Origin of the sequence: Gimesia alba (assembly GCF_007744675.1) — a bacterium.
GTDB classification, from domain to species: domain Bacteria; phylum Planctomycetota; class Planctomycetia; order Planctomycetales; family Planctomycetaceae; genus Gimesia; species Gimesia alba.
On the sequence record NZ_CP036269.1, the window covers coordinates 3609231 to 3628240 of the forward strand.

At 47.2% G+C, this 19010-nt stretch carries 21 protein-coding genes; 11 read left to right on the plus strand and 10 right to left on the minus strand.

Annotation, left to right across the window (positions count from 1 at the left end):
* Window positions 1-702 precede the first annotated feature (702 nt).
* From Pan241w_RS13530 to Pan241w_RS13560, 7 genes are all read left to right on the plus strand, one after another.
* Entirely contained in the window at window positions 703-1155 is a 453-nt protein-coding gene (locus Pan241w_RS13530) for a hypothetical protein (protein WP_145216490.1), read from the plus strand.
* Window positions 1156-1318: 163 nt separating this feature from the next.
* Entirely contained in the window at window positions 1319-1783 is a 465-nt protein-coding gene (locus Pan241w_RS13535; protein WP_145216493.1) for a hypothetical protein, read from the plus strand.
* A gap of 109 nt (window positions 1784-1892) precedes the next feature.
* On the plus strand, window positions 1893-2366 hold the full coding sequence (locus tag Pan241w_RS13540; protein WP_145216496.1) for a hypothetical protein: 474 nt from the start codon (window positions 1893-1895) through the stop codon (window positions 2364-2366).
* Between the two features lie 470 nt (window positions 2367-2836).
* Window positions 2837-3142 (plus strand): hypothetical protein, encoded by a 306-nt coding sequence (locus Pan241w_RS13545; RefSeq protein WP_145216499.1) that lies wholly within the window; start codon window positions 2837-2839, stop codon window positions 3140-3142.
* Window positions 3143-3232: 90 nt separating this feature from the next.
* Window positions 3233-3670 carry a hypothetical protein gene (locus Pan241w_RS13550; RefSeq protein WP_145216502.1) on the plus strand — a complete coding sequence of 146 codons (438 nt, stop codon included), beginning with the start codon at window positions 3233-3235 and terminating at the stop codon, window positions 3668-3670.
* Between the two features lie 191 nt (window positions 3671-3861).
* Window positions 3862-4491 (plus strand): sulfotransferase family 2 domain-containing protein, encoded by a 630-nt coding sequence (locus Pan241w_RS13555; RefSeq protein ID WP_145216505.1) that lies wholly within the window; start codon window positions 3862-3864, stop codon window positions 4489-4491.
* 474 nt (window positions 4492-4965) lie between these two features.
* Window positions 4966-5592, plus strand: a complete 627-nt coding sequence (locus Pan241w_RS13560) for a hypothetical protein (RefSeq protein ID WP_145216508.1) — start codon at window positions 4966-4968, stop codon at window positions 5590-5592.
* A 184-nt stretch (window positions 5593-5776) separates the two neighbouring features.
* Here Pan241w_RS13560 and Pan241w_RS13565 read toward each other — a convergent pair whose 3' ends face one another.
* The 5 genes from Pan241w_RS13565 to Pan241w_RS13585 form a co-directional block, all read right to left on the minus strand.
* Window positions 5777-6121, minus strand: coding sequence for a hypothetical protein (locus Pan241w_RS13565; RefSeq protein ID WP_145216511.1), 345 nt, complete (start codon window positions 6119-6121; stop codon window positions 5777-5779).
* A gap of 655 nt (window positions 6122-6776) precedes the next feature.
* Window positions 6777-7277, minus strand: coding sequence for a hypothetical protein (locus tag Pan241w_RS13570; protein ID WP_145216514.1), 501 nt, complete (start codon window positions 7275-7277; stop codon window positions 6777-6779).
* A gap of 465 nt (window positions 7278-7742) precedes the next feature.
* Window positions 7743-8330: a hypothetical protein gene (locus Pan241w_RS13575; protein WP_145216517.1), complete on the minus strand. Its 588-nt coding sequence runs from the start codon at window positions 8328-8330 to the stop codon at window positions 7743-7745.
* Window positions 8331-8972: 642 nt separating this feature from the next.
* Window positions 8973-10205 carry an OmpP1/FadL family transporter gene (locus Pan241w_RS13580; protein ID WP_145216520.1) on the minus strand — a complete coding sequence of 411 codons (1233 nt, stop codon included), beginning with the start codon at window positions 10203-10205 and terminating at the stop codon, window positions 8973-8975.
* A gap of 377 nt (window positions 10206-10582) precedes the next feature.
* A complete protein-coding gene (locus Pan241w_RS13585) occupies window positions 10583-11341 on the minus strand; it encodes a class I SAM-dependent methyltransferase (RefSeq protein ID WP_145216523.1) in 759 nt (252 codons plus the stop codon).
* 321 nt (window positions 11342-11662) lie between these two features.
* Between Pan241w_RS13585 and Pan241w_RS13590 the strand changes: the two genes are divergently transcribed.
* Window positions 11663-12361 (plus strand): hypothetical protein, encoded by a 699-nt coding sequence (locus tag Pan241w_RS13590; RefSeq protein ID WP_145216526.1) that lies wholly within the window; start codon window positions 11663-11665, stop codon window positions 12359-12361.
* 101 nt (window positions 12362-12462) lie between these two features.
* Here the strand turns inward: Pan241w_RS13590 and Pan241w_RS13595 are convergent, their stop codons facing one another.
* From Pan241w_RS13595 to Pan241w_RS13610, 4 genes are all read right to left on the minus strand, one after another.
* Window positions 12463-13299, minus strand: a complete 837-nt coding sequence (locus tag Pan241w_RS13595; RefSeq protein ID WP_145216529.1) for a DUF2071 domain-containing protein — start codon at window positions 13297-13299, stop codon at window positions 12463-12465.
* Window positions 13300-13347: 48 nt separating this feature from the next.
* A complete protein-coding gene (locus tag Pan241w_RS13600) occupies window positions 13348-14379 on the minus strand; it encodes a DUF2157 domain-containing protein (RefSeq protein ID WP_145216531.1) in 1032 nt (343 codons plus the stop codon).
* Between the two features lie 98 nt (window positions 14380-14477).
* Window positions 14478-15239 (minus strand): DUF1559 family PulG-like putative transporter, encoded by a 762-nt coding sequence (locus Pan241w_RS13605; RefSeq protein ID WP_145216533.1) that lies wholly within the window; start codon window positions 15237-15239, stop codon window positions 14478-14480.
* Between the two features lie 350 nt (window positions 15240-15589).
* Window positions 15590-15838 carry a hypothetical protein gene (locus Pan241w_RS13610; protein ID WP_145216536.1) on the minus strand — a complete coding sequence of 83 codons (249 nt, stop codon included), beginning with the start codon at window positions 15836-15838 and terminating at the stop codon, window positions 15590-15592.
* Between the two features lie 411 nt (window positions 15839-16249).
* Between Pan241w_RS13610 and Pan241w_RS13615 the strand changes: the two genes are divergently transcribed.
* The 3 genes from Pan241w_RS13615 to Pan241w_RS13625 all read left to right on the plus strand — a co-directional run bounded on the left by Pan241w_RS13615 (window position 16250) and on the right by Pan241w_RS13625 (window position 17762).
* Window positions 16250-16939 carry a hypothetical protein gene (locus Pan241w_RS13615; RefSeq protein WP_145216539.1) on the plus strand — a complete coding sequence of 230 codons (690 nt, stop codon included), beginning with the start codon at window positions 16250-16252 and terminating at the stop codon, window positions 16937-16939.
* A gap of 125 nt (window positions 16940-17064) precedes the next feature.
* Window positions 17065-17313, plus strand: coding sequence for a histidine kinase (locus tag Pan241w_RS13620; protein WP_145216542.1), 249 nt, complete (start codon window positions 17065-17067; stop codon window positions 17311-17313).
* Window positions 17314-17411: 98 nt separating this feature from the next.
* A complete protein-coding gene (locus Pan241w_RS13625; protein WP_145216545.1) occupies window positions 17412-17762 on the plus strand; it encodes a DUF6122 family protein in 351 nt (116 codons plus the stop codon).
* Between the two features lie 4 nt (window positions 17763-17766).
* Here Pan241w_RS13625 and Pan241w_RS13630 read toward each other — a convergent pair whose 3' ends face one another.
* Window positions 17767-19002, minus strand: coding sequence for an exo-alpha-sialidase (locus Pan241w_RS13630; RefSeq protein WP_145216548.1), 1236 nt, complete (start codon window positions 19000-19002; stop codon window positions 17767-17769).
* Window positions 19003-19010 lie beyond the last annotated feature (8 nt).

The following is a 19010-nucleotide window of genomic DNA, read 5'->3' on the forward strand; positions in this document are numbered from 1 at the left end:
GTGATGCTGGTCTATATTTAGCAGGGGCAGGCAGTCCATGAGACACCATGTGAGATACTTAGTCTTCTTTCTAACTCTATCACTTACCTACGCAGTCATCACCGGCTGTGGTCCCAATGCAGAAGAATTGAAGAGACTTAATCCGGAAATAAGCGCGAACTGGGGATCGAAGAAAGTGACCGAAACCAGTGGTGCCACGAGTTACATATTCGAGGGCGACGTAAAGCCACCTCTGAAAGTCAATAACGACGAGAATGCGACTCTTGCGTCAATTGATGATGTTAATGCCGTACTTAAGTCACTCAATCTACCAACCGTCTCAGAGACACGCCCAGACAAGGGCTCTCTAGAAAAGAGACGTTACCTCCGAGGACAGTATCATTGGCCGGATTACCCGCTTGGCCTACTTGTCGTTGAACGCATGACTGCAACAGACAAACGCACATATGAAAACTATGATGCGATTTGGAAAGTCCGAATTGACAAACCAGAGTAGTTCGCCGAAGGCTACGATAGGTAGTTAAATAGCATCCCCTTTGAAAACTGACGATTGACTTTAAGGTCTGGGTAACGATATTTTTCCGGTCACTTGTCTTGGTAATGAAAGTTTCAGAGGCTTAGCAGATCAGGCTTTTTTTATCATAACCAAGAGTTCAGAATCGTAAAACATACGAGATTTTCTTTACCAGAGAGAGAAGCACGATGGGAGAAGAGCAATTAAGAGATATTTATCAGCAGCATCGTACCGTACAAGATAAATATACATACTTCTTGTTAGCTGTTACAGCTTCTGCAATCGCCTTTGCAGTTCAGAAAACTGATTCATCAATAATTAGTTGGTCGTTATTACCTATAGGACTGGCTGTTCTTCTTTGGTGTTGTAGTTTTTACTGTGGATGTCAAAATTTGGTTTGGATACAAGTAACATTATTTGCAAATCTTGCCTTATTTCAATTACAACAAGGTAATCATCCTAATCAACCTGTAGGATTGACTGAAGTAGAAGCCGCAAAATCAGGGACTAGGGATGCGATGGATGAAAACGCTAACAAAGCTAAAAATCACTCTATTTGGCAATATCGCTTTTTGGTTTTGGGAGCCATCTTCTTTTTGCTTTGGCATATATTAGAAATGGTGATTAGAACAGTAAGATAATGGCCGGGTAATGTGTGTTACCCGGACATAGTGTCGTTAAATCAATAATCCATCATCGATTCTAATATCGCAATTCAAAAAACAAAATTTCACGTTTTCATTCCTGGCAGGTGTCATATTCAGTTTCATACAGGTAAATAAAAAATTTATGTGATCGCAGAAAATGAATGTTCTAAAAAAAATATCTGAAAGCGGAGGCCATATATCATGGGCTCGCCACGAAGCACTCAAAGGAGTCGTGCATGCAGGTTCAAATTCTGAGCTTGACCGAGCGCACGATCGAGTTTTATGTGAGCTAAAAGAAAAGAACATTTGGGTGGCCATTAATGAGCAGGGAGTTATGTTATCTCGTGATTGGCCCGAGCCTCCTGGTGTCACCTTAGTTAGTTTTCCCGATCAAGGTACTGCGCTTCAAGTGCTAGAAGAGATTGGAGCCAATCTCGGACAGGATTCATTCTCTGCAGGTCTTATATCGTACGATGATGCAATTAAAAGTGCTAACGTTAACGAAGCTCTGTTGGTAATGGTCACTTATGATGGGGCCTCACCACATTACGTTCCTGTGTCCCATCTCGCTGTGGATAAAGAGGTAGCTAAAAATAAAAAGGCATGGTGGAAATTTTGGTAATTTTTCATCTAACTGGATTCCGAAAAAGTCTTGATATCAGACTCACCACAAAATAGTGTCATTTGAATACGTAAAGAGTGCTAATCAAATTCGACTGGAGAAATGTTTCATGCCTAAAGACCACCAAAAATTAGCCATCGAGATCTATACAGGGCAGTATGAATTCTTCGCTGAAAAAACGGCGATTGCGCTTCAGTTCCCACTCAATTTAATTATGACACTTAATGCATCAGCTGTCGCCGCATCACTACTATTAGTGCGAGGAGCTCTTGGGAATGAACATGCAAAAATAATAATCGAGGCAGTTCAGTCAGCGTTTTGGGTATTTGGTGGCGGTATTGTCTGCGTCCTCATTGCAAGCTGGTTTCAATGGAAACTCTATTCCAAAATGATGCACCGAAAGAGACAACTCTTGGAAAGTGCAATTGACGCGACCGATTTTAAAACAGCCATATTGCCTTTTATAAATGAACCAACCCCCAAAACAAAAACATACTTTCAAGGGTGGTGTTTTTTCTTCATTTTCGTTTCATTTATATGTTTCCTAATTGGTGTATACTTGATTGGGGATGGGTTCAAATGATGACCGGGTAACACATATTACCCGGTCAATATTTAAGAGAGACTGTCATGGAAAGTTTAAATGAAAGAACGCAATGAATTTCGTGAGAATCATTTATGATTTTGGTGTTTTTTTCTACCGGAGCTTTGGTAAGAGAAATATTCATTTGTATGTAAGAGAGCTTTCACGGGATGATAATACCCTGATGATTTATGCGTCTTGTGATCAACATGATTCTATATACTTCATACCTTTGGCTTTTGAAAAATATGGTTTTCGAGATTTTTCAAGAAACACGACTCATGCTCAGCCTGATTGCTTTATTTTCATTATCAGAAGTATCCCCATAGAGAAATTTATTTCGACGCTGGAAGGAGATGCGAATTTCGAGATTTCGACGCATCAGGGACTAAAGTGACCGGGTAATTTTTGTTACCAGGTCATTTTTAGAAGCAGGTACATTTTGGGATTTAGTTTGAGGTGAATTAAAGATGGGAATTGATTTACTAGACCTGGTTTTTCGAGTTGAAAAACGGTTTGAGATCAAAATCCCTCGGGATAAGGTTCATGAGCTTCTTAATAACGGAAACACTTTTGATCCTCCCCCAAATCGCTGGATAGATTTTCGAGTCTCTGATTTTTTAGAACTGATCGAAGTTTTGATGGCTGAACAGAAACCAGAAAGCAAACTAAATATATTTGAGGGAGTAAAACAGGATATCATGGACTGTCTTCTTGTAGAGGAAGAGGAAGTTACTCTAAACGCTTGGATGGCCCGTGATCTGGGGATGGAGTAGTATACAAATTCTGAGAAGCAATAAATAATGACCGGGTAATACTTGTTACCCGGTCATTGCGGTGCTGGAGAATTGAAAGACTATTGTTTGATGTATTATAAGCAAACGCTACAGAATAATGGGGACTGCTGGATTTACGTGATTGCGTTTGGGGAAAATACACCTCGATCGATTAAAGAAATAGAACATTCCAGTGACACTCATCTGAGTGCAGAGGATATGCATGGTATTCGACACTATGTTTATTTCAAAAATGAATATATCGTCCAAATCCAGTTATATGATGCCGTCGAAATTATTGCGGATTTAAACCCTGAAATTCCGGAGTCATTCAAAATGCCTTCGATGCACGCCATCATGCATGGTGATCCTCCCGTTCCCACTCTTCTGCTTAACTTTAATGAGGGGCCACCAGATAATCAAATCGCCTATGTATTAGCTCCCAATGTATTCCTGTTGTTCCATCAAGGAAAACTGGCCCAACTCTATGTTACTGACGTTTACAACTCAATCGAGGAAGTCAGCTAGCTGATCAATTCCAGGCGTAAGAACTGATACGATACAGCGGGAATGAACTTATTCTGAATAACCGGGTAATACACATTTACCGGATAGGTATAGACTTTGCAGAAGCATTGACAATAATCTTTGGACTTTATGAAATAACGATCTGAAGCTGTGAATCGCTCCTGTTCTGTAATCAAGTAAATGGACTATCGATGAAGTTTTCCCCCCAGCGTACCGGACTGGCTGATTATTTACGGGCTCATGAACATCCGGGCGGAATCATTGTCTCTGACAAACACAAATTTCTTTACATGAAACCCGCAAAAACTGCGGGAACCAGTATTCTACGAGAATGCCTTCAAAGCCATCCACTAGGTCTATTTAACGTAAAGGACGACCCAAAGCGATTTCAGGAGTGGATCAACGCGATTCGAGATGAAGAGCTTGAGGAATACTTCATTTTTGCCGTGGCGCGGAACCCCTGGGACCGCGTGGTCTCCATAGCCAGCTACTTTAAGATTCCTGTCCGGGACTTCATCAATCGGATCGATTTTCACTGGCAGAACAAAGCGATTAAATATCATTCCTTGCCGATTTCAAGCTACACTCATCATGATGGACATCCTTTTGTGGATTTTGTCTGTCGTTTTGAAACGCTTCAACCCGATATGGACCAGGTCTTTGATCAGCTAAAAATCAAACGGGAAAAACTTCCTATCACAAATCAATCCGAGCATGCCCATTATTCCACCTATTACACCGAGCAGGAAATCAAGAAAGTGGCAGCACTTTATCAGCATGACATTGACTACTTTGGTTACTGTTTTGGTCAAACAGTATGAGACTGAATCGACTGGCATCCATTAGGATATATTCGAAATCGAGTTCATCGCGATGGACTAGCTGATCGTGATAAACCGGTGTGGGCTTGCGCGGTAGCGATGTTCTTGATTGTCACAGTTGTTTTGTTTCGCCTGGCAATTGCTCCAATAGGACTGCTTGGTTTACCTTTATGTGTCTATCACGTGAAGCGTGCGATTGCTGGGCCTCACATGATTATTGAATATGGCATACCGGAATATAGGAGAACGGAGGAAAACAAAGTGAAATGAAAATGCCTAATGACCGGGTAACGGTGTTTAGCCGGTCATCAAATCAACGAAAGGCGGCGTGGAGAGAGCGATGATATGAAGTATGAAGGCAAGGTCCCGGGCCCGACATTATTTTTTGTTTGCCATTCTCTCTAATTTGATACATAATTTTATAGTCCACGCCGTTAATGGGTTATACCGAACTAATTTAAGTTAGGCCACAAAATGAAAATCGCAATGACAGTTCTGTTTCTCGTTGTTGCTGCCTCTCTGGGTGCCGCTGACCGAGACACAGCTACGTTTCGTGCCTTCCCGAATCCTGGCCCCGGCTGGTCCAGCACCGCTGGTCGCCAACAAGAGGATGGACAATTCTCATGGCGACACTATAAGCACGACAAGACTGGCGATGTTGTTGCATGTGTTGCCTGGTACACTCCAAGATTGACGGTCGAATCTAACGCTGTCCGGCAGGCATCAATCGAAACGATCACGTCCAATGGTTACGCCTACGCATCGACTCGCAAACTTGGACGTCCCATTGCCGACACTATCCGCCATCAGACTGCATCGATCAATGTGCGAAACCAAGCCGTAGACCAAAGATCTAGTTACCAGGTTATCGAGTACACCTACGTCTACGAGAATGTTGACGCTGAAACAGAATCCGCCATGGCACATGGCTACGTGATCGATGTCGGAGATTTCACTATATTTATTCAGCATACTGCCGACCGTGTCATCACGTCCGATATTGCGCAAGGCATGGCTATTGATTTGGTCCTTGCGTGGTCTAAGAAACAGACGTCAATCCCGAAAGGGTGGCGTGCTGGCATCAGCCGTTCACACAAATAACCTCGTCCTAATAAAGGTATGAACCGGATCAAAGGTGTCCGGAATCTTTAGTCGTCGTAAACAAAACAAAACGAGCACAGAGATCATCGCCGATTCCGAAATCCCTGCTCATTCATAAAAGAGAACAAGTTTGTCTTTTTCGGTTCCGGACACCTTTTATTTCTGAATGACCTGGTAAGGGTTGTTACCCGGACACTTTCTTCAGCCATGCAATTGTTAACGATACGAGTACAAAGAGTGATGTGAGGACCCATGCAACACCCACGATTCGGAAATCGTCCGCAGCTGAAACGACATCCGGATCATCATACGCGTCAGACTCGAACGGCACAAAACAAGACCATGGCTGGAAAAACAATGTGAAAACGATAAGCAACACGACAGAAGTAACCGCGAGTTTTCGTGAGGCATTTTTTAAGGACAGAAAAGCGACGAAGCAGATGACTAGCATGCCACTGCCCATTAGCATCATGGCCATCATCCAAGCTGCTTCTGCGAGACCAGCGGCGGCGATTAAAGTGTATTGCATCGGTTGACCTTGGCGACAGAACTGGTGATAGACAGAAATCTACACTATCAAAATCTATTGTAATTGCTGTCTGTTATCAAGATTCAAGCGGCTCGTAAGAGAACAATGATCGGGTAATTATTGTTACCCGGACACTTTTGATGATTTGAAGAGTATAATGAACCGGTCACGTGATTTATGTTATTCATTAGTTAAATTGCGAGCTAGAAAATGAAATCATCTTGCCACCGTTTGGAAATAATTAAAGCCCCCGAAAGAGTGGTTGTTGTAGCAGCCAAATCGTGGTGGCAGGACAATGGATTTACAATTCATCCTCCTGTGAATTCCAGCATCATTTCCAGTTTCCGGGGCTCGGGTTTTGGACTAACTGACCAGCAGACCAAACGGATTATGGAGATCATTCTGAAGCCAATTGGTGATGGAACAGCAGTGTCGGTATATCACCATACAAACCGCATTCTATGCGTAGTAGGAGTCATGTTTGGTAATATATTGGAACGGGAGACGGAAAATTTCCTACAGCACATTCGAGAATATGTTTCTGCAAAGTGCTAATGTCCGGGCAATCTATTAAAGGTTATATTTTTATTACGGTCGTCGTTTAAAAATCATTTGAGAAAGCGTTTGAGTATATCGCACAAGGTCAAGAATCATGTCAGCGATCATCGGGCCGTGGCGGTTGATCTTCCGCGTGAAAACGCACTGTCGGCGGCTCCGCGTGCATCGCACTGTTACTCCTGATTAGCTTCGCTTTGCGGCAATTGTCAGTATAGATCAGCAGAGCGACAGGCCAAACAGCGGAGGCAAAAACAAAAATCATCTCGATATGTGTTGCAGCGCGTCCATCAGTGCGATAGATCATATAAGCACATGGTAACACGGCTGCAGTAAACGCGAAGATGCCACGGGCGAATGTTTGACCCAGCCTGCTTGGATCATGTTGAATTCGTTTTAGATCAACGAATGCATGTCCTTCGTTGCTAATTGCGTCGGGCAGTGTTCCGCCAGCATAAATCGCGGACCAGCTTCGGAGTGGAATGATCGGTATCCAAAGGACGCTGAGCCATGACGTAAACTCAACCCGATCATCGTCCGCCCCAGACGATTGCACACCGTGAATTGTGGCACCAGTGCCATAAAAGGAGAACCATCCCATTTACCAGATCGTGCATTTTAAGTTTGAATTGAAGGGTATAACGATAGATCGAAAGAATTTGATTCTGTCTAAATCTATCAGCACTTCTGTCTATTATCAATTGGCACGGAGTTATCTGGCGTTCACTTTTATAGTGATGTCCGGGTAATTCCTATTACCCGGTCATTAGCCAGTGCTCTCTTATACGAACAAAGTTCGGGTAACGTTCGCTACAAAGACAACAGCTCCACCAAACCACATCCCAAATTGTCCGGGCGATTACCGTTATCCGGGCATTATTTTAGAGGGTGTCTTTTCAAACGGTAGAATTCCAGGAATTCCGAAATACGGAGAGTTGATGTGACAGCGGCGGTCAGTAGGTGAAGGCGAACGTCTGGCATAATTGGGCCGCCGCGTTCATGCCATTGATATGTCGCAGCTTTGACTCTGCGTGGGCGTAACATCGCAACACCTGAGTGTGACTGGCTATGGCAGCGGGACATCATTGAACACCAGTTCGCGACGGTTTTTTGCTTCGCCGAAGGAAAAACGAAGCACAACAGTTTCTGAGGACTGGAACTTGCCAGACAGCGTAAAGGAGTAGACCTTGGACTTCTTCTCACTCAGACCTTGGGGCAATCCGACTGGGAATGTTGCAGTGCGAAGCCGCGGAAAATCACAATCCATTTCGGCGATGCCATTGGCACGACTCCCAATGACGCGACCGTTCGATTCAATTCTGACTTTGCCGACCAACTCTTTGCCATCAGGAGTTTCCGCGCTGAAGCCCCATGTTTCGTCTTTGTCTGTGAGTTTTTCGATGACAGTTACGACTCGCATCCAGGGTACCGCGTTTTTGCCCGGAGGACGGCCACCATCGTCAATCAGTTCTTGCGAATCAACAAAAGCAATCCCTTTTGTAATGCCGAGAAGCGAGACACGATACTCCTGATTTTGCTGCACGGATTCGAATGTGGCAATTTCTGATTTCCGGGTCTCTTCTTCGGCATGCGTGAATACGGCAGCCGCGCCTACGACAACAGCGACAATAACTAAGGTGATGTGTCGATTCATCGTCGGTCTCCATTACGAGTGTGTTTCGGTTTGAATGAGTGTCAGGATTATAGATAGACAGAATCAAACTCTATCTCAGTCTATCAGGATTTCTATTTAATATCAATTGGCAACATGTGGACCGAAGTCCGTGGCTGGGGTTATTCAGGAAGGTTCGAACAGGCTTTCGTGATCAGGATCAAGATTCTGCGAAGTCATCTTCCTCAGTTGGGAAGGATGAACATTGATCAAGCTCTGGCATAATTTGCATTCGACAAAAATGTAGCAGCTTCAGAACAATGACCGGGTAATATCTATTACTCAGTTAATTATAAGAGCAGGTACACTTTTGGATGTTCGTTTGAGATGAAGTAAGGTTGGAGACACTGATGATCGTTTTCCTGGTGCCTGGCTGATTTGTGATCTGGGGAAGAGTTAGATTCCCAATGAATGCATGGAAAAAAACTGTCTGGCAAAGGTGTAGTTACCATGGGGCATGAAAGATTTCAGGCCGAAGCGATGGTAAACTCAATGTGCCGTGAGTCATCTCGAAGTCGAACAGAAACTGAGTACAGGACTCTTCTCCTGGAATGGTGTGGAGAGCCAGGTGACGAATTTCAGTCGTTCTGCTTCTCACTACACGTTGGGCACAGGCAGTGGTTCTCAGCTTCTGCTACTGCCAAAACGCCATGTTAGCCCCGCCCCGATCCAGTAACTCGAGATTGAGGTTGCTGTCGAGGGGCCAATCTGTTCCGCGTCGTGAAACATTCCGCCTGCCATGATATCAAAGTCGATTCCAGGCAAGACATCGCGAATGCCGATTCCAAATGAGATGCGGTGCTGGCTGGTGTTCGCTACCAGGGCCTGGTTATAACGCACAAAAGGGATGTCGCCCGGTAGTTCGAAACCCCCAATAATGAGGTCGGGCGTGGGATCGAGCGGGTTCTCGGCCCATGCGTATCCGGCTCGCAGACGCCATCGGCCTGTCGAAAATTGGGCGCCGAGTTGAACCACCCACTGATTGTCGTAGAAGCCACGGTACATACTGGCCTCATTCCACATCTTGTAAACCACATCGGCCGCCAGTAACAACTGACCGTCGGCCAATGATCGATTGGCAATACCAAATCCGACATTTTGAGGCAGATCCATGTCCAAGTCATATCCGCGGTCGACCAATGGCGGAGGCTGGCCTTCTAAATAGATGATGTTATGAAACTTGAACCCTTGCTTTGTCTGATAATATGCACCGAGAGTCGTCTGGTCCGTTAATTTGTAATTGGCGCCCACCGTTCCGCGGAGTCCATATGCGATCGACATGGCACCGAAAAAAGGTGGGTCGAACATGGCGACCCCCAGGGACATACCAGCGCCCACGGAGACACGATCGGTCAGATCGACCCCCACGGTGACCGGTATGTTGACGATTACGGCAGCGGTGTTCGTGCCTTTACTTTCAGGGATCTGCCTGAAGTCGAAGTCACCGCCGGTGGTTGAAATGAAACCGAGACCGAAAGTGGCGGGCTGCCCCATTGCAGTAAATTCCTGCGTGACACCAATGTTTCCGGCCAGCAATCCCTCCCCGGAAGACTTCGCCGAAAACGGATCAACCAGTCCCCCGATTTGGCTTGTCTGAGTCAAGCGAAACGTCGGATCGGCCCAGCCCACACCAAAGAGAAATTGTGTGCCTTCAAACTGGGGCAACGAGGCGGGATTGCCATTGATTGCAGAAGTGAGGTCCTGCGGCTCGGCGATACTGGTTCCAGCCATCCCTCCCGAAGCGGGCATCAGGGTGTTTTGAGCTTCGACTCCAAACAATTGCGCCTGCGCTTCTTGACTGCTGACCGCAGAGCAGAATGCCAATAAAGCAAGCAGAAATGTGATCTTTGGTCTCATCTGCAAACTCTTTCTCACGGCGCATTATTCCATGATGGGATGCAAGGCTGAGGAGAAGAAATGAGGGAACTTATGCGGGTTGTATCGGTTGCGGGGCGCGTTCTGGTAAACCAAAATATTAATTTACCGTTAAACTCAACCTGTTCTTCCTCTATAAAGTGTATGAAAGTGCGGTTCTTGGGATGTTATTACTCGACTGTTCTTTCTATGTTATCTGTATCGCCTAAATTGATATTGGCTGGCTAACAGCGATTACACAGCGATTTTTGTGTTACCTCAACTGTGCTCACAGGCGATACGGTATCAAGCTCGAAAGCGATTCGCGGCGATGTGTCGACAGTTTTGATCGGGGTCTGCTTGGTGTTACGGATGAATTTTCAGACCGCTTTTCCGATGAAAAAGCAATAGCCGTAGCTGTCGCCGTATTCTTTCCAGAGATCAATTTCCTGTTGCAGACTGTCGGCGAATGCCTGGGCTGTGGCATTCGCGGAATGCTTCGTCCGAAAAGCGGTGACATGGTCTTGCAGCGGGCCGTAGTAGTTTTGCCAGTCCTCTGTGGGGATGACGAAGTGACCAAGTAAATCGAATCCGGCTGCCTTCATTCTGTTTTGATTCTCATTCACCGTGGTCATTGAGGGATAGTCCGCGTCCCAGAATTCCTTCGCTTTGCGTGGCGGTTCTGACGTGAGCCACACGACTTCTGAGACCGCGATGTGCCCGCCCGGCTTTAAGAGCGGTTTCCAGAGTCGCAGTCCCTGCTCAAATCCGAGGTTGTAGATCGCACTTTCCGACCAGATCAAATCGAAAGTGTTGTTGGGAAACGGTGGATTGCCCATGTCGGCTTGAACGGTCGTGATCCGATCTGCCAGTCCTTCATGTGCCGCGGTGGCTTGCAGTTCATCGAGAAAGGGCTGGTGAATGTCGACGGCCGTCAAGTGACCGCGGGAACTTCGCGCCAGGGGAAGCGTCGCGACCCCCGCGCCGCATCCGAATTCGACGATACGCGGTGTGGCTGGTAGATCATTCAGCAGGGAAAATGCTTTCAAAGTCGAAGCCTCACTGCCGGGCCCCTTACGTTGGATACTCTCATAAAATGAGAACACCATCTCCAATGGTGGTTCGGACTGTTCTGTCAAAGTGGCCTCTTTCTACTTTCCAGCGACTGATGATTGCGAATGAAGGATTTCTACAGATCCTGTCTCATGTCGATTGCGAATTATATCAAAGACAACATGATTCAGGTAGGATGTCCTGGTGATCTCTTTTAAAGCCCGTTAGCAGAAATGATAAACAGATTCATTTAATCAATGAGGAGCCACATTCATCGGTGCGTTTATCAAGGAACAGTTCTTGATGTAATCAATGATCAGGTTTCTTGACAGACTACCTGGGGTTGGTACGCTTGGGGAGATTGATGGAAAGGTATGTTGTTCCCAAGTTGATCTAGTGAGACATTGATGACGATAAACTCATCACAAGACGACCCGGATGCGAATCAGAAAACGCGTTGGCTGAATGTGTTGCCTCAGCCTTTGCGGGAGTATGCTGTTGTTGCTCGCGAGTGTTTGCGGGATTGGCAAACTGATCTGGGACTGGTGTTGAATGCGTTTGCACTGTTTGCCTTCTGCGTTGGCCTGTTTAAACTGGGGCTCTCTGACGTTTTCAGTAAAATTTTGCAGTTCTATCGAGGCATTACGACAACCTTCTTCTGGCCCCTCGAACAACTGTTTTCCATTCAGATCCCCGGTTATGTTCAAGATTTCATTCTGTTTTGGACATTATCCGGATGGATTGCCGCGCGGGTTTTACTGAGGCTGCACCCTGGTTTACATCGATTTATCAATGATCTCTTAATCAAAGCGAACGATCCCGAGACGCGAAGTCGGCTCGAGTCGACAATGGGAAAAGCAGCGTTTGAAGAACAGATCCAATGGGCTTCCCGTAAAAAGGACTTTTCTGAGATCACCCTGTCGAGGAAAATCATGCTTTATATCGGTTGCCTGATCACGGGACCGCTCTACTTTTTGAAAATCTGGAAGGAAGCACCTCAGGTGCCGGGGCAGAAAGTGAATGGTCGTACCTTGATCATCATACTTGTGGTAACGCTACTGCTGATTGTCGTCTTCCTCTTCGCATTGAGCTGGGTTACACTCTGATCCCCTGCCCTGTTCTGAAGCTTGGGTAAGGTTTAAAGTACCATCTTAGAATCAATTGCTGGCTCTAATTTGGTTTGCGGAAGTATGGTGTCAGACGGATATCAATCCGGTGATGATGCCACAACTTTGGGTGGCAGATAGGATGATGCCACAACTTTGGGTGGCAGATAGATTGTGAATTCGGTCTGGTTCTGGAGCAGGACGCTGTGAATCTGTGGTGACTCCCCTGCTGGAACCATTCCCATTTTTTCGAGCAACTGAAAGCGGGCGGTTTTTACATCTCCGACGGTGGTTTGCAGGCGATCGTGCCAGATGGAGTAGGAACCGAGCCTGCCGTCCCGACGGTGATAAAAGCCTTTCCGCGGATGCGTCAAAATCACCAGTCCGGTTTCGAGATCGTCAAAGCCGATGAGTTCGGTTGGAGTCTGGCCGGTATCGGTGAGTTCCACTTCCGCATCGGCCCAGCTGTTGGTGGTTTGCATGCGGTAGGTTGTGTAGCGTTTTGTGGCGGCGTCGAACGCACAGTCGAATTGAATCCGGGCGCGATGCCAGGGCAGCTTCCAGAGATAATGCGGGATGGAAACAGTCCAGGAATCGAGCGAAGTGCCGATAAACCAGACAACGTGCTCGCCGGTTTCGGAATCAGTCACGTAAACGCGATAGTTGGTCTGTCCGAAACGCCACTTCGGCCAGGGGACGTTGATAAAGCGAAAATCCTGATCGACAAACGGGACAACGGAGAGCAACGCCCATTCATGCCCTTCGTGCTCAATGAGATCCAGATGGAAACGGGAGTGAATCTCTGGCCGGACCAGTTCGGGATCGATCAGACAGGTGATGATGGCGAAGTGGGCGAGTGTGGTGTCGACATCAATTCCTCGCGGCGGTTGGCGGGACAGCAGCTCGTCGGTAAATGTTAACGGATCTGCCTGGTTCATTTCACCGGTGTTTCTTATTTCGAGAGACAAATACGGGGCTTAGTTTTGTTACCGATCCTTCGATTCTAATAATTCTCGTAGTTGAGTGGGTAAGATGCTGCGCGCTTTCCGGGTTAAGGCTTGCTCATTTTTTTGCCAGATTATACCCAGATAGATGATCAATAAGCCAAATAAGGATAAGATAATCGGAAACAACCAACTGCTTTCAAATACATTGTAGGCGAGGTGACCTAAATAGAATGTGCAGCCGATGGCACCAAAAACGACAAAAACCCGTCTGACCAGAATGATGCCTACGCCCATCAACAACAGGTTAATACACAAAGAGACAAACTTCGCTAGTTCGCCGTCTGAATTTCTTACAGTCAGACCACCCCAGAATGCCATGACACCAAAGAGATAGAGCCAGAATGCATAATCTCCTGTTTTTCTCGACCGCAAATCAACCACCAATGCCAGGCCGATCATTGCCGCTCCCACACACATGGAGACGGTCGAGCGAACATCAAATTCGGAGCTGTCACTGATGAGCATGACGGCCAGATCCATTGACAAATACCAAAGGGTAACGGCGACGGGCATTAATAAAAATGGATATTTATAAAACCGGGCAATGATCGCCGCGACGACTAAAGTGCCAATCTCCATATAAAGCCAATACCATCTGATGTAGCGATGATATTCACGATATTCAGTGTCCTTCGGCCAGAGTCCCAGTGCCAGCTCCACCCCGTAAATCGCCAGGGGAGTCAAAGCGACGACAAATGTGGCGCAGATCCCGGCGGGTATAGTATATCCTTTCTGTTGAAATCGATTGGAAAGAGTCAGCCCCAGGATTGCATAGATTAGGGAAATGGTAACGATGCCCCACCCTCCGAATGATTCCCAACCAAGATTCATGAATAGTGTCATGGCGCCAATGGCGATGAGTCCACCCAGATAATAAAGCAGGTGGGCAAAGTCGAACTCTGGTCCGACGCTGGGCCGGCTTTTCAGAAATTCAAGCAGACGCTCGGATTGATCAGAGGTCAGGATACCTTCTTCGACTGCGTCATTGAGGTTTGTGCGTGTGATTTTCATCAATCGGAATTCCTGATGTCATTTCGTGTTGATCTATACCCTACCATGATACAGATTCATTGTCTGCGTGGCTTGTAGCGATTCATCCTGTCAACCTGTCAATACGCATTCGGGGAGACGGGGCCTCTGCCGGTGGGGTTGCTGATGGCTTTGAGGATAGCGGGATCAATATTCTTGTTCAGGAACTTCCCACTGCCGTCGACAAAAATGACGGTTGCCCCTTCCCCTGAAGGACTGCCAAAACGGTCAGGGCCGCCGTCAAGTCCCTGCGCAGGGTCGCGCAGGTTATTGGCCGATCCCCAGGCGGGAAAGTTTGCGTTGATTTCACCCAGGAGAATCGTACTTTGCATCAGGCCCGCCGCACTGATTGTGGCGATATTCGAAGACTTGTTGATTCCCAATACGCGTGAATTTGCCGTGTAGTGAGCCAGTGCATACCCTGCTGGATTTGTTGTTGGTTCGTGAATATCAGGATTGAGATACGGGGGTACGCTGGTTTGAAAAACAGGTTTGTTTTCAGGAGCGGTCCATGGCTTATCATAGTCAATCTGTTCTGCCAGTTCGCGTCGCTCTGTAAAAGGCAGAATGGCTGTCATCCAGCCATGTTGTGGATTTCCATTTAGATCGGTCGTGCCACCCAACGGCAAATTCGCTGCCGCACCCGAACTGTAATTGATGGTTGCGAGGAAAATCGGTCTGAGATGAGCGACTGCCCGATGTTTAGAGGCTACTCGATTTGATATCGTGATGAAAAAAATTGAGAATGTTGCAACGATAATACCACCCAGCAGCTTCACTTTGTTGGCAAGAATCCACGATTTCGTTGACACTTTGTCTTTGACCGCAGCTGGTTCATTCATTTCGAGTACCGTTTCATTGATGGATCCAAATAATTGATTTCGATGCCAAAAGAGTTTTCGACGAAAAAAGCAGCCCGCTATATTTTGTTATCTTTCAAGATATGTAGAGTATCACGCAATGTTTAATTATCGTAATAAAAAATAATTCTGGTCCAGAATTAAACAGGAATGCTCTGGTAAAGGTCGTGATGGGGACATGCAAAGTCTTCAGGTCTACTAACAAGACCGCGAAATGAGCGAACGCACCAGCAGAGAATGCCAGGCTGGGGAGTGAGCGAATCGATGAAGTAAGAAAAATGACCGGGCAAGAGAACTCACCCGGTCATTTCAAGGTCGCAAATCTGTTCGAATTACAGAGCTTGGGGATCGGCAGAGACGGCGTCTATCAGGACGTCGCCATCAATGATTTGGTAATTCCCTTTTTCGATACAATTGACGGGTCTGCCGCTCTCATCCAGCAGGAATCTGCTATTATCTTCCACTTCATAAAATCCGACTCGCAGGTCATACTCATGACGGACTTTTTTGTAACTGGTAATGTGGACTGTTTCACCTGCTCCTGTTACAGCAGTAAAGGCTTTCTCTTTCCGGACAATCATTCTAATCTCTCTTATCGGTAAATCTTTATTAGATGGGTTGATGTAAGTGTTTTGATAAAGTGCCTGCTGGCAAGACTTACGAAAATTATGTTGCCACTTCATTAGTAGCTTACTATCGACATGAACACCGGGTAAAATTAGTTCAATATGGGGGAAATCCCCCAGTCGCGGAGTCTAATCTTGGTACACTCAACGTAACCGGTAATCTCGTTGTGACTTGCGTAATATGAAGCAGGTGGAGGGAAAAGCTTTACTGCTAATGACTTGGCTTCGTCTTACCAGTGGGGGAAAATATTTTAGACTATTACGTAAATACCGTTGTAGATTTCCGGCATTCCTGGAGTCTCACCCCAGCAGAGTGCGACGTGAAATCAGTTTCGTTTTAACAGCCGAACGAAATCAGGTGTGTGAATGACACAGGTCGATTCCCATTCAGGCCAGATGCATGAGTTTCGCCTGCCCGCCCCCGGGACAGCGGTGCTGTCCTTAATCGGCTATTCGCTGGGAGTGGGACTGCTGGTAATTGTGCTGAGGAACCTGATGCAGATACGCCAGATTCCCATACTGACGGTACTGGCAAGTCTCTGCTGGCTGATGCTGGTTCTGTTTGTGATCGGATCCAACCTGTGGTTCGAAGGGGGCGTTCGTCAATATTTCATCAATCGACTTGGTGCATTTTCAAAAACTCATTTTGTGCGGATTGAACCAGGCTCTAAAAATGAGAACAGTCTCCAGGTCGGATATTCGCTCTTCGGGCAGGACTTTTATTATCTGCAAGTTGCAATAGGTTTGATCGAATCGATCGACTGGCGCACGGGACAGGCGACGGCGCTCAGCGGTTCTGATCAAAATGACTGGCATGTAGTGTTGTGGTATCATTCTCCTGCAGTCAAGTTGTCAGAGCCAATTCCTGGTTATCGGGATGATGGATTGTATTTGATCGGTCATGCGGGGCCGAAAGAATCCATCACAGAATTAGGAATGGCATTTGTCCGTTTTCTGCAGGAGTCAGGCGTGGAACTGGTTCCTGGTAAAGATGATTGTGAATACGTCACACCCGCGCGTCGTGCAGTCTTGCTCCAGGACGATGAGAGCGCGTGAAAAAGGTAGAGCTGCCTCTATCGCGTTCTGAGTCTCTGATTGACAGCCGGTTTCTGTCTGATACGATCAAGATAACTGAGTCATAAATCAGGATTCCAGGATTCAATGATAAGGAGATTCCAACGATGATCAGTACCGCCGAAATCAGCATGTATCCGCTCCAGGAAAACTATAAACCTTTGATCAAGGAATTCATTTCTAAACTGCAGAGTTATTCCGATCTGCGAGTGACACCAGGTTCGACGTCGACCTATGTTGTGGGTGACTACGATCGATTGATGGACTGCATGACCGAAATGATGCGCTGGAGTCATGAAGAACAAGGAAAAGGCGTGTTTGTGGTCAAGTTCCTGCCCGGCTATGATGCGAAGTAGTTTATTCTTAGGTGAGTCCTCATTCTTCATATGGGACCGTAAAGCTCAAGAGATTATCGATTTCATAAAGTAAACCGATTTAAGGATTCACTGAGAGAATGGAAGCTGTACCAGATGTTGTGAGGCATCTGATTCATTATTCGTGTCACCTGCTCGTTCCGTTTCTGATTGCGCGGCTGTTTTGGAAAGAACACTGGGTACAGGCGGGGCTGATTATGCTGGCGACAATGCTGATCGACGTCGATCACCTGCTGGCCGATCCGATTTTTGATCCCCACCGTTGCAGCCTGGGCTTTCATCCCCTGCATACCTGGTGGGCGGCCGCCGTGTATGCAGGCTTGTTGTTGATTCCCTCCTGGCGATGGCGGGCGGTCGCCGTCGGCTGCTTGTGGCATCTGGCAACCGACGGGATTGACTGTCTGCTCGGCGGGCATTGTCTGTTCTGCTGATTGGTCAGCTCTCGTTTGATTTGAGAAGTTCGTCAATATCAGACAGCTTCACACGAAAGACTTCGGTCTGAACTTTGCCTCGCGACAATGCGATGTAGAGATAACCATCGTGCTCGATGACATGCGGGTATTGCAGGCTGGCGATACCTGCACTGAATTTCTTTTTGAGAGTGGTAACTGCTTCGGGTAACTCTGCTGGTGAGGGAATCTCCAGTTTCGCCAGGCGGGTGAAGGTTTTGTTGTCGGGACTGACCGCCAGATAGAGTTCGCGGCGGTTAACGGCGGGATGTGCGTTGAGCACGAGCACTCGATAGCTGTGACTGGTCGCGAGTGAAAACAGCTTGCTGCTGGCGTTGGGAAAATTGGAGAGGACCGGGGGAGCCCAGGTACGTCCCTCATCGCTGGAAGTTGAGAAGAACAAGCGTTGTGAGCCACCGTTATCGCGGAAGAGTGCATACAGGCTGTTGTCGGGCAGGACCCAGAAAATCGGTTCATCGGGCCGGAAGCCTTTGACCTGTTTGACGCCGACCACGGGGAAGGACTGCCAGTCGTCGAGCGCTTTCACGCCGCCGATCAGCACGCTGACGTTGAACCGGGAATCGCGGCGGGTCAGAATCCAGTTATCCGACGGAAGTTTCTGTGGCGGGAAATTGTTGATCGCGTTGTCATACAGCTTTCCCTCGAAAACCCATTTGTCCTGTGCGGGTTCCCAGCGATAGGCGACCAGTTCCAGGTGCTTTTTGTCCGGCGGGCCGAAGGCACCGTGGCCCTGGTACTTTGCTGCCAGTGCCAGCAGTTTACCATCGCGAATCCAGAGCCCGCGGGCGATAAAGGCGTTGGGTTTTTCAGGTGTGCCAGTGACCGATTGGGCTTTGCTCCAGTGCAGGCCATCGGTGCTGGTGGCGTATTTGATTTCCTGTGTCGGTTCATCTTCAATCCGCGGACCGTCGCTCCAGATACACCAGAATTTGCCGTCGTGATAGATCAGGTAGTTATGCAGGTTGAGTCGCAAGTCGCGCAGGTCGACTTTGTCTGATTTCTTCGGATAAGGTCCGAGTGCCGCGGGGTTGACGATCGCATGCTGGCCTTTGAGGACAGGCAGTTTTGAATAATCGATGGCACTTGTATCGGTACCGGAACCAGGGAGATTGAGCACGGGAACCGGCGAGTTGGTTTTATCGGCGGCATAGGCGGGGGCGATTAACAACAGGAAGGTAAATGCAATTAAAAGTGTTCTCATGGGTTGGA

What these genes read in the sequence shown, in the direction of transcription:
- Pan241w_RS13530 (WP_145216490.1), top strand. Translation starts at nt 703, where the DNA reads ATGGGAGAAGAGCAATTAAGAGATATTTATCAGCAGCATCGTACCGTA.
- Pan241w_RS13575 (WP_145216517.1), bottom strand. Translation starts at nt 8,330, where the DNA reads ATGAATCGACACATCACCTTAGTTATTGTCGCTGTTGTCGTAGGCGCG.
- Pan241w_RS13590 (WP_145216526.1), top strand. Translation starts at nt 11,663, where the DNA reads ATGACGATAAACTCATCACAAGACGACCCGGATGCGAATCAGAAAACG.
- Pan241w_RS13605 (WP_145216533.1), bottom strand. Translation starts at nt 15,239, where the DNA reads ATGAATGAACCAGCTGCGGTCAAAGACAAAGTGTCAACGAAATCGTGG.
- Pan241w_RS13615 (WP_145216539.1), top strand. Translation starts at nt 16,250, where the DNA reads ATGACACAGGTCGATTCCCATTCAGGCCAGATGCATGAGTTTCGCCTG.
- Pan241w_RS13535 (WP_145216493.1), top strand. Translation starts at nt 1,319, where the DNA reads ATGAATGTTCTAAAAAAAATATCTGAAAGCGGAGGCCATATATCATGG.
- Pan241w_RS13580 (WP_145216520.1), bottom strand. Translation starts at nt 10,205, where the DNA reads ATGAGACCAAAGATCACATTTCTGCTTGCTTTATTGGCATTCTGCTCT.
- Pan241w_RS13545 (WP_145216499.1), top strand. Translation starts at nt 2,837, where the DNA reads ATGGGAATTGATTTACTAGACCTGGTTTTTCGAGTTGAAAAACGGTTT.
- Pan241w_RS13555 (WP_145216505.1), top strand. Translation starts at nt 3,862, where the DNA reads ATGAAGTTTTCCCCCCAGCGTACCGGACTGGCTGATTATTTACGGGCT.
- Pan241w_RS13565 (WP_145216511.1), bottom strand. Translation starts at nt 6,121, where the DNA reads ATGCAATACACTTTAATCGCCGCCGCTGGTCTCGCAGAAGCAGCTTGG.
- Pan241w_RS13540 (WP_145216496.1), top strand. Translation starts at nt 1,893, where the DNA reads ATGCCTAAAGACCACCAAAAATTAGCCATCGAGATCTATACAGGGCAG.
- Pan241w_RS13630 (WP_145216548.1), bottom strand. Translation starts at nt 19,002, where the DNA reads ATGAGAACACTTTTAATTGCATTTACCTTCCTGTTGTTAATCGCCCCC.
- Pan241w_RS13600 (WP_145216531.1), bottom strand. Translation starts at nt 14,379, where the DNA reads ATGAAAATCACACGCACAAACCTCAATGACGCAGTCGAAGAAGGTATC.
- Pan241w_RS13560 (WP_145216508.1), top strand. Translation starts at nt 4,966, where the DNA reads ATGAAAATCGCAATGACAGTTCTGTTTCTCGTTGTTGCTGCCTCTCTG.
- Pan241w_RS13595 (WP_145216529.1), bottom strand. Translation starts at nt 13,299, where the DNA reads ATGAACCAGGCAGATCCGTTAACATTTACCGACGAGCTGCTGTCCCGC.
- Pan241w_RS13570 (WP_145216514.1), bottom strand. Translation starts at nt 7,277, where the DNA reads ATGGGATGGTTCTCCTTTTATGGCACTGGTGCCACAATTCACGGTGTG.
- Pan241w_RS13625 (WP_145216545.1), top strand. Translation starts at nt 17,412, where the DNA reads ATGGAAGCTGTACCAGATGTTGTGAGGCATCTGATTCATTATTCGTGT.
- Pan241w_RS13610 (WP_145216536.1), bottom strand. Translation starts at nt 15,838, where the DNA reads ATGATTGTCCGGAAAGAGAAAGCCTTTACTGCTGTAACAGGAGCAGGT.
- Pan241w_RS13550 (WP_145216502.1), top strand. Translation starts at nt 3,233, where the DNA reads ATGTATTATAAGCAAACGCTACAGAATAATGGGGACTGCTGGATTTAC.
- Pan241w_RS13620 (WP_145216542.1), top strand. Translation starts at nt 17,065, where the DNA reads ATGATCAGTACCGCCGAAATCAGCATGTATCCGCTCCAGGAAAACTAT.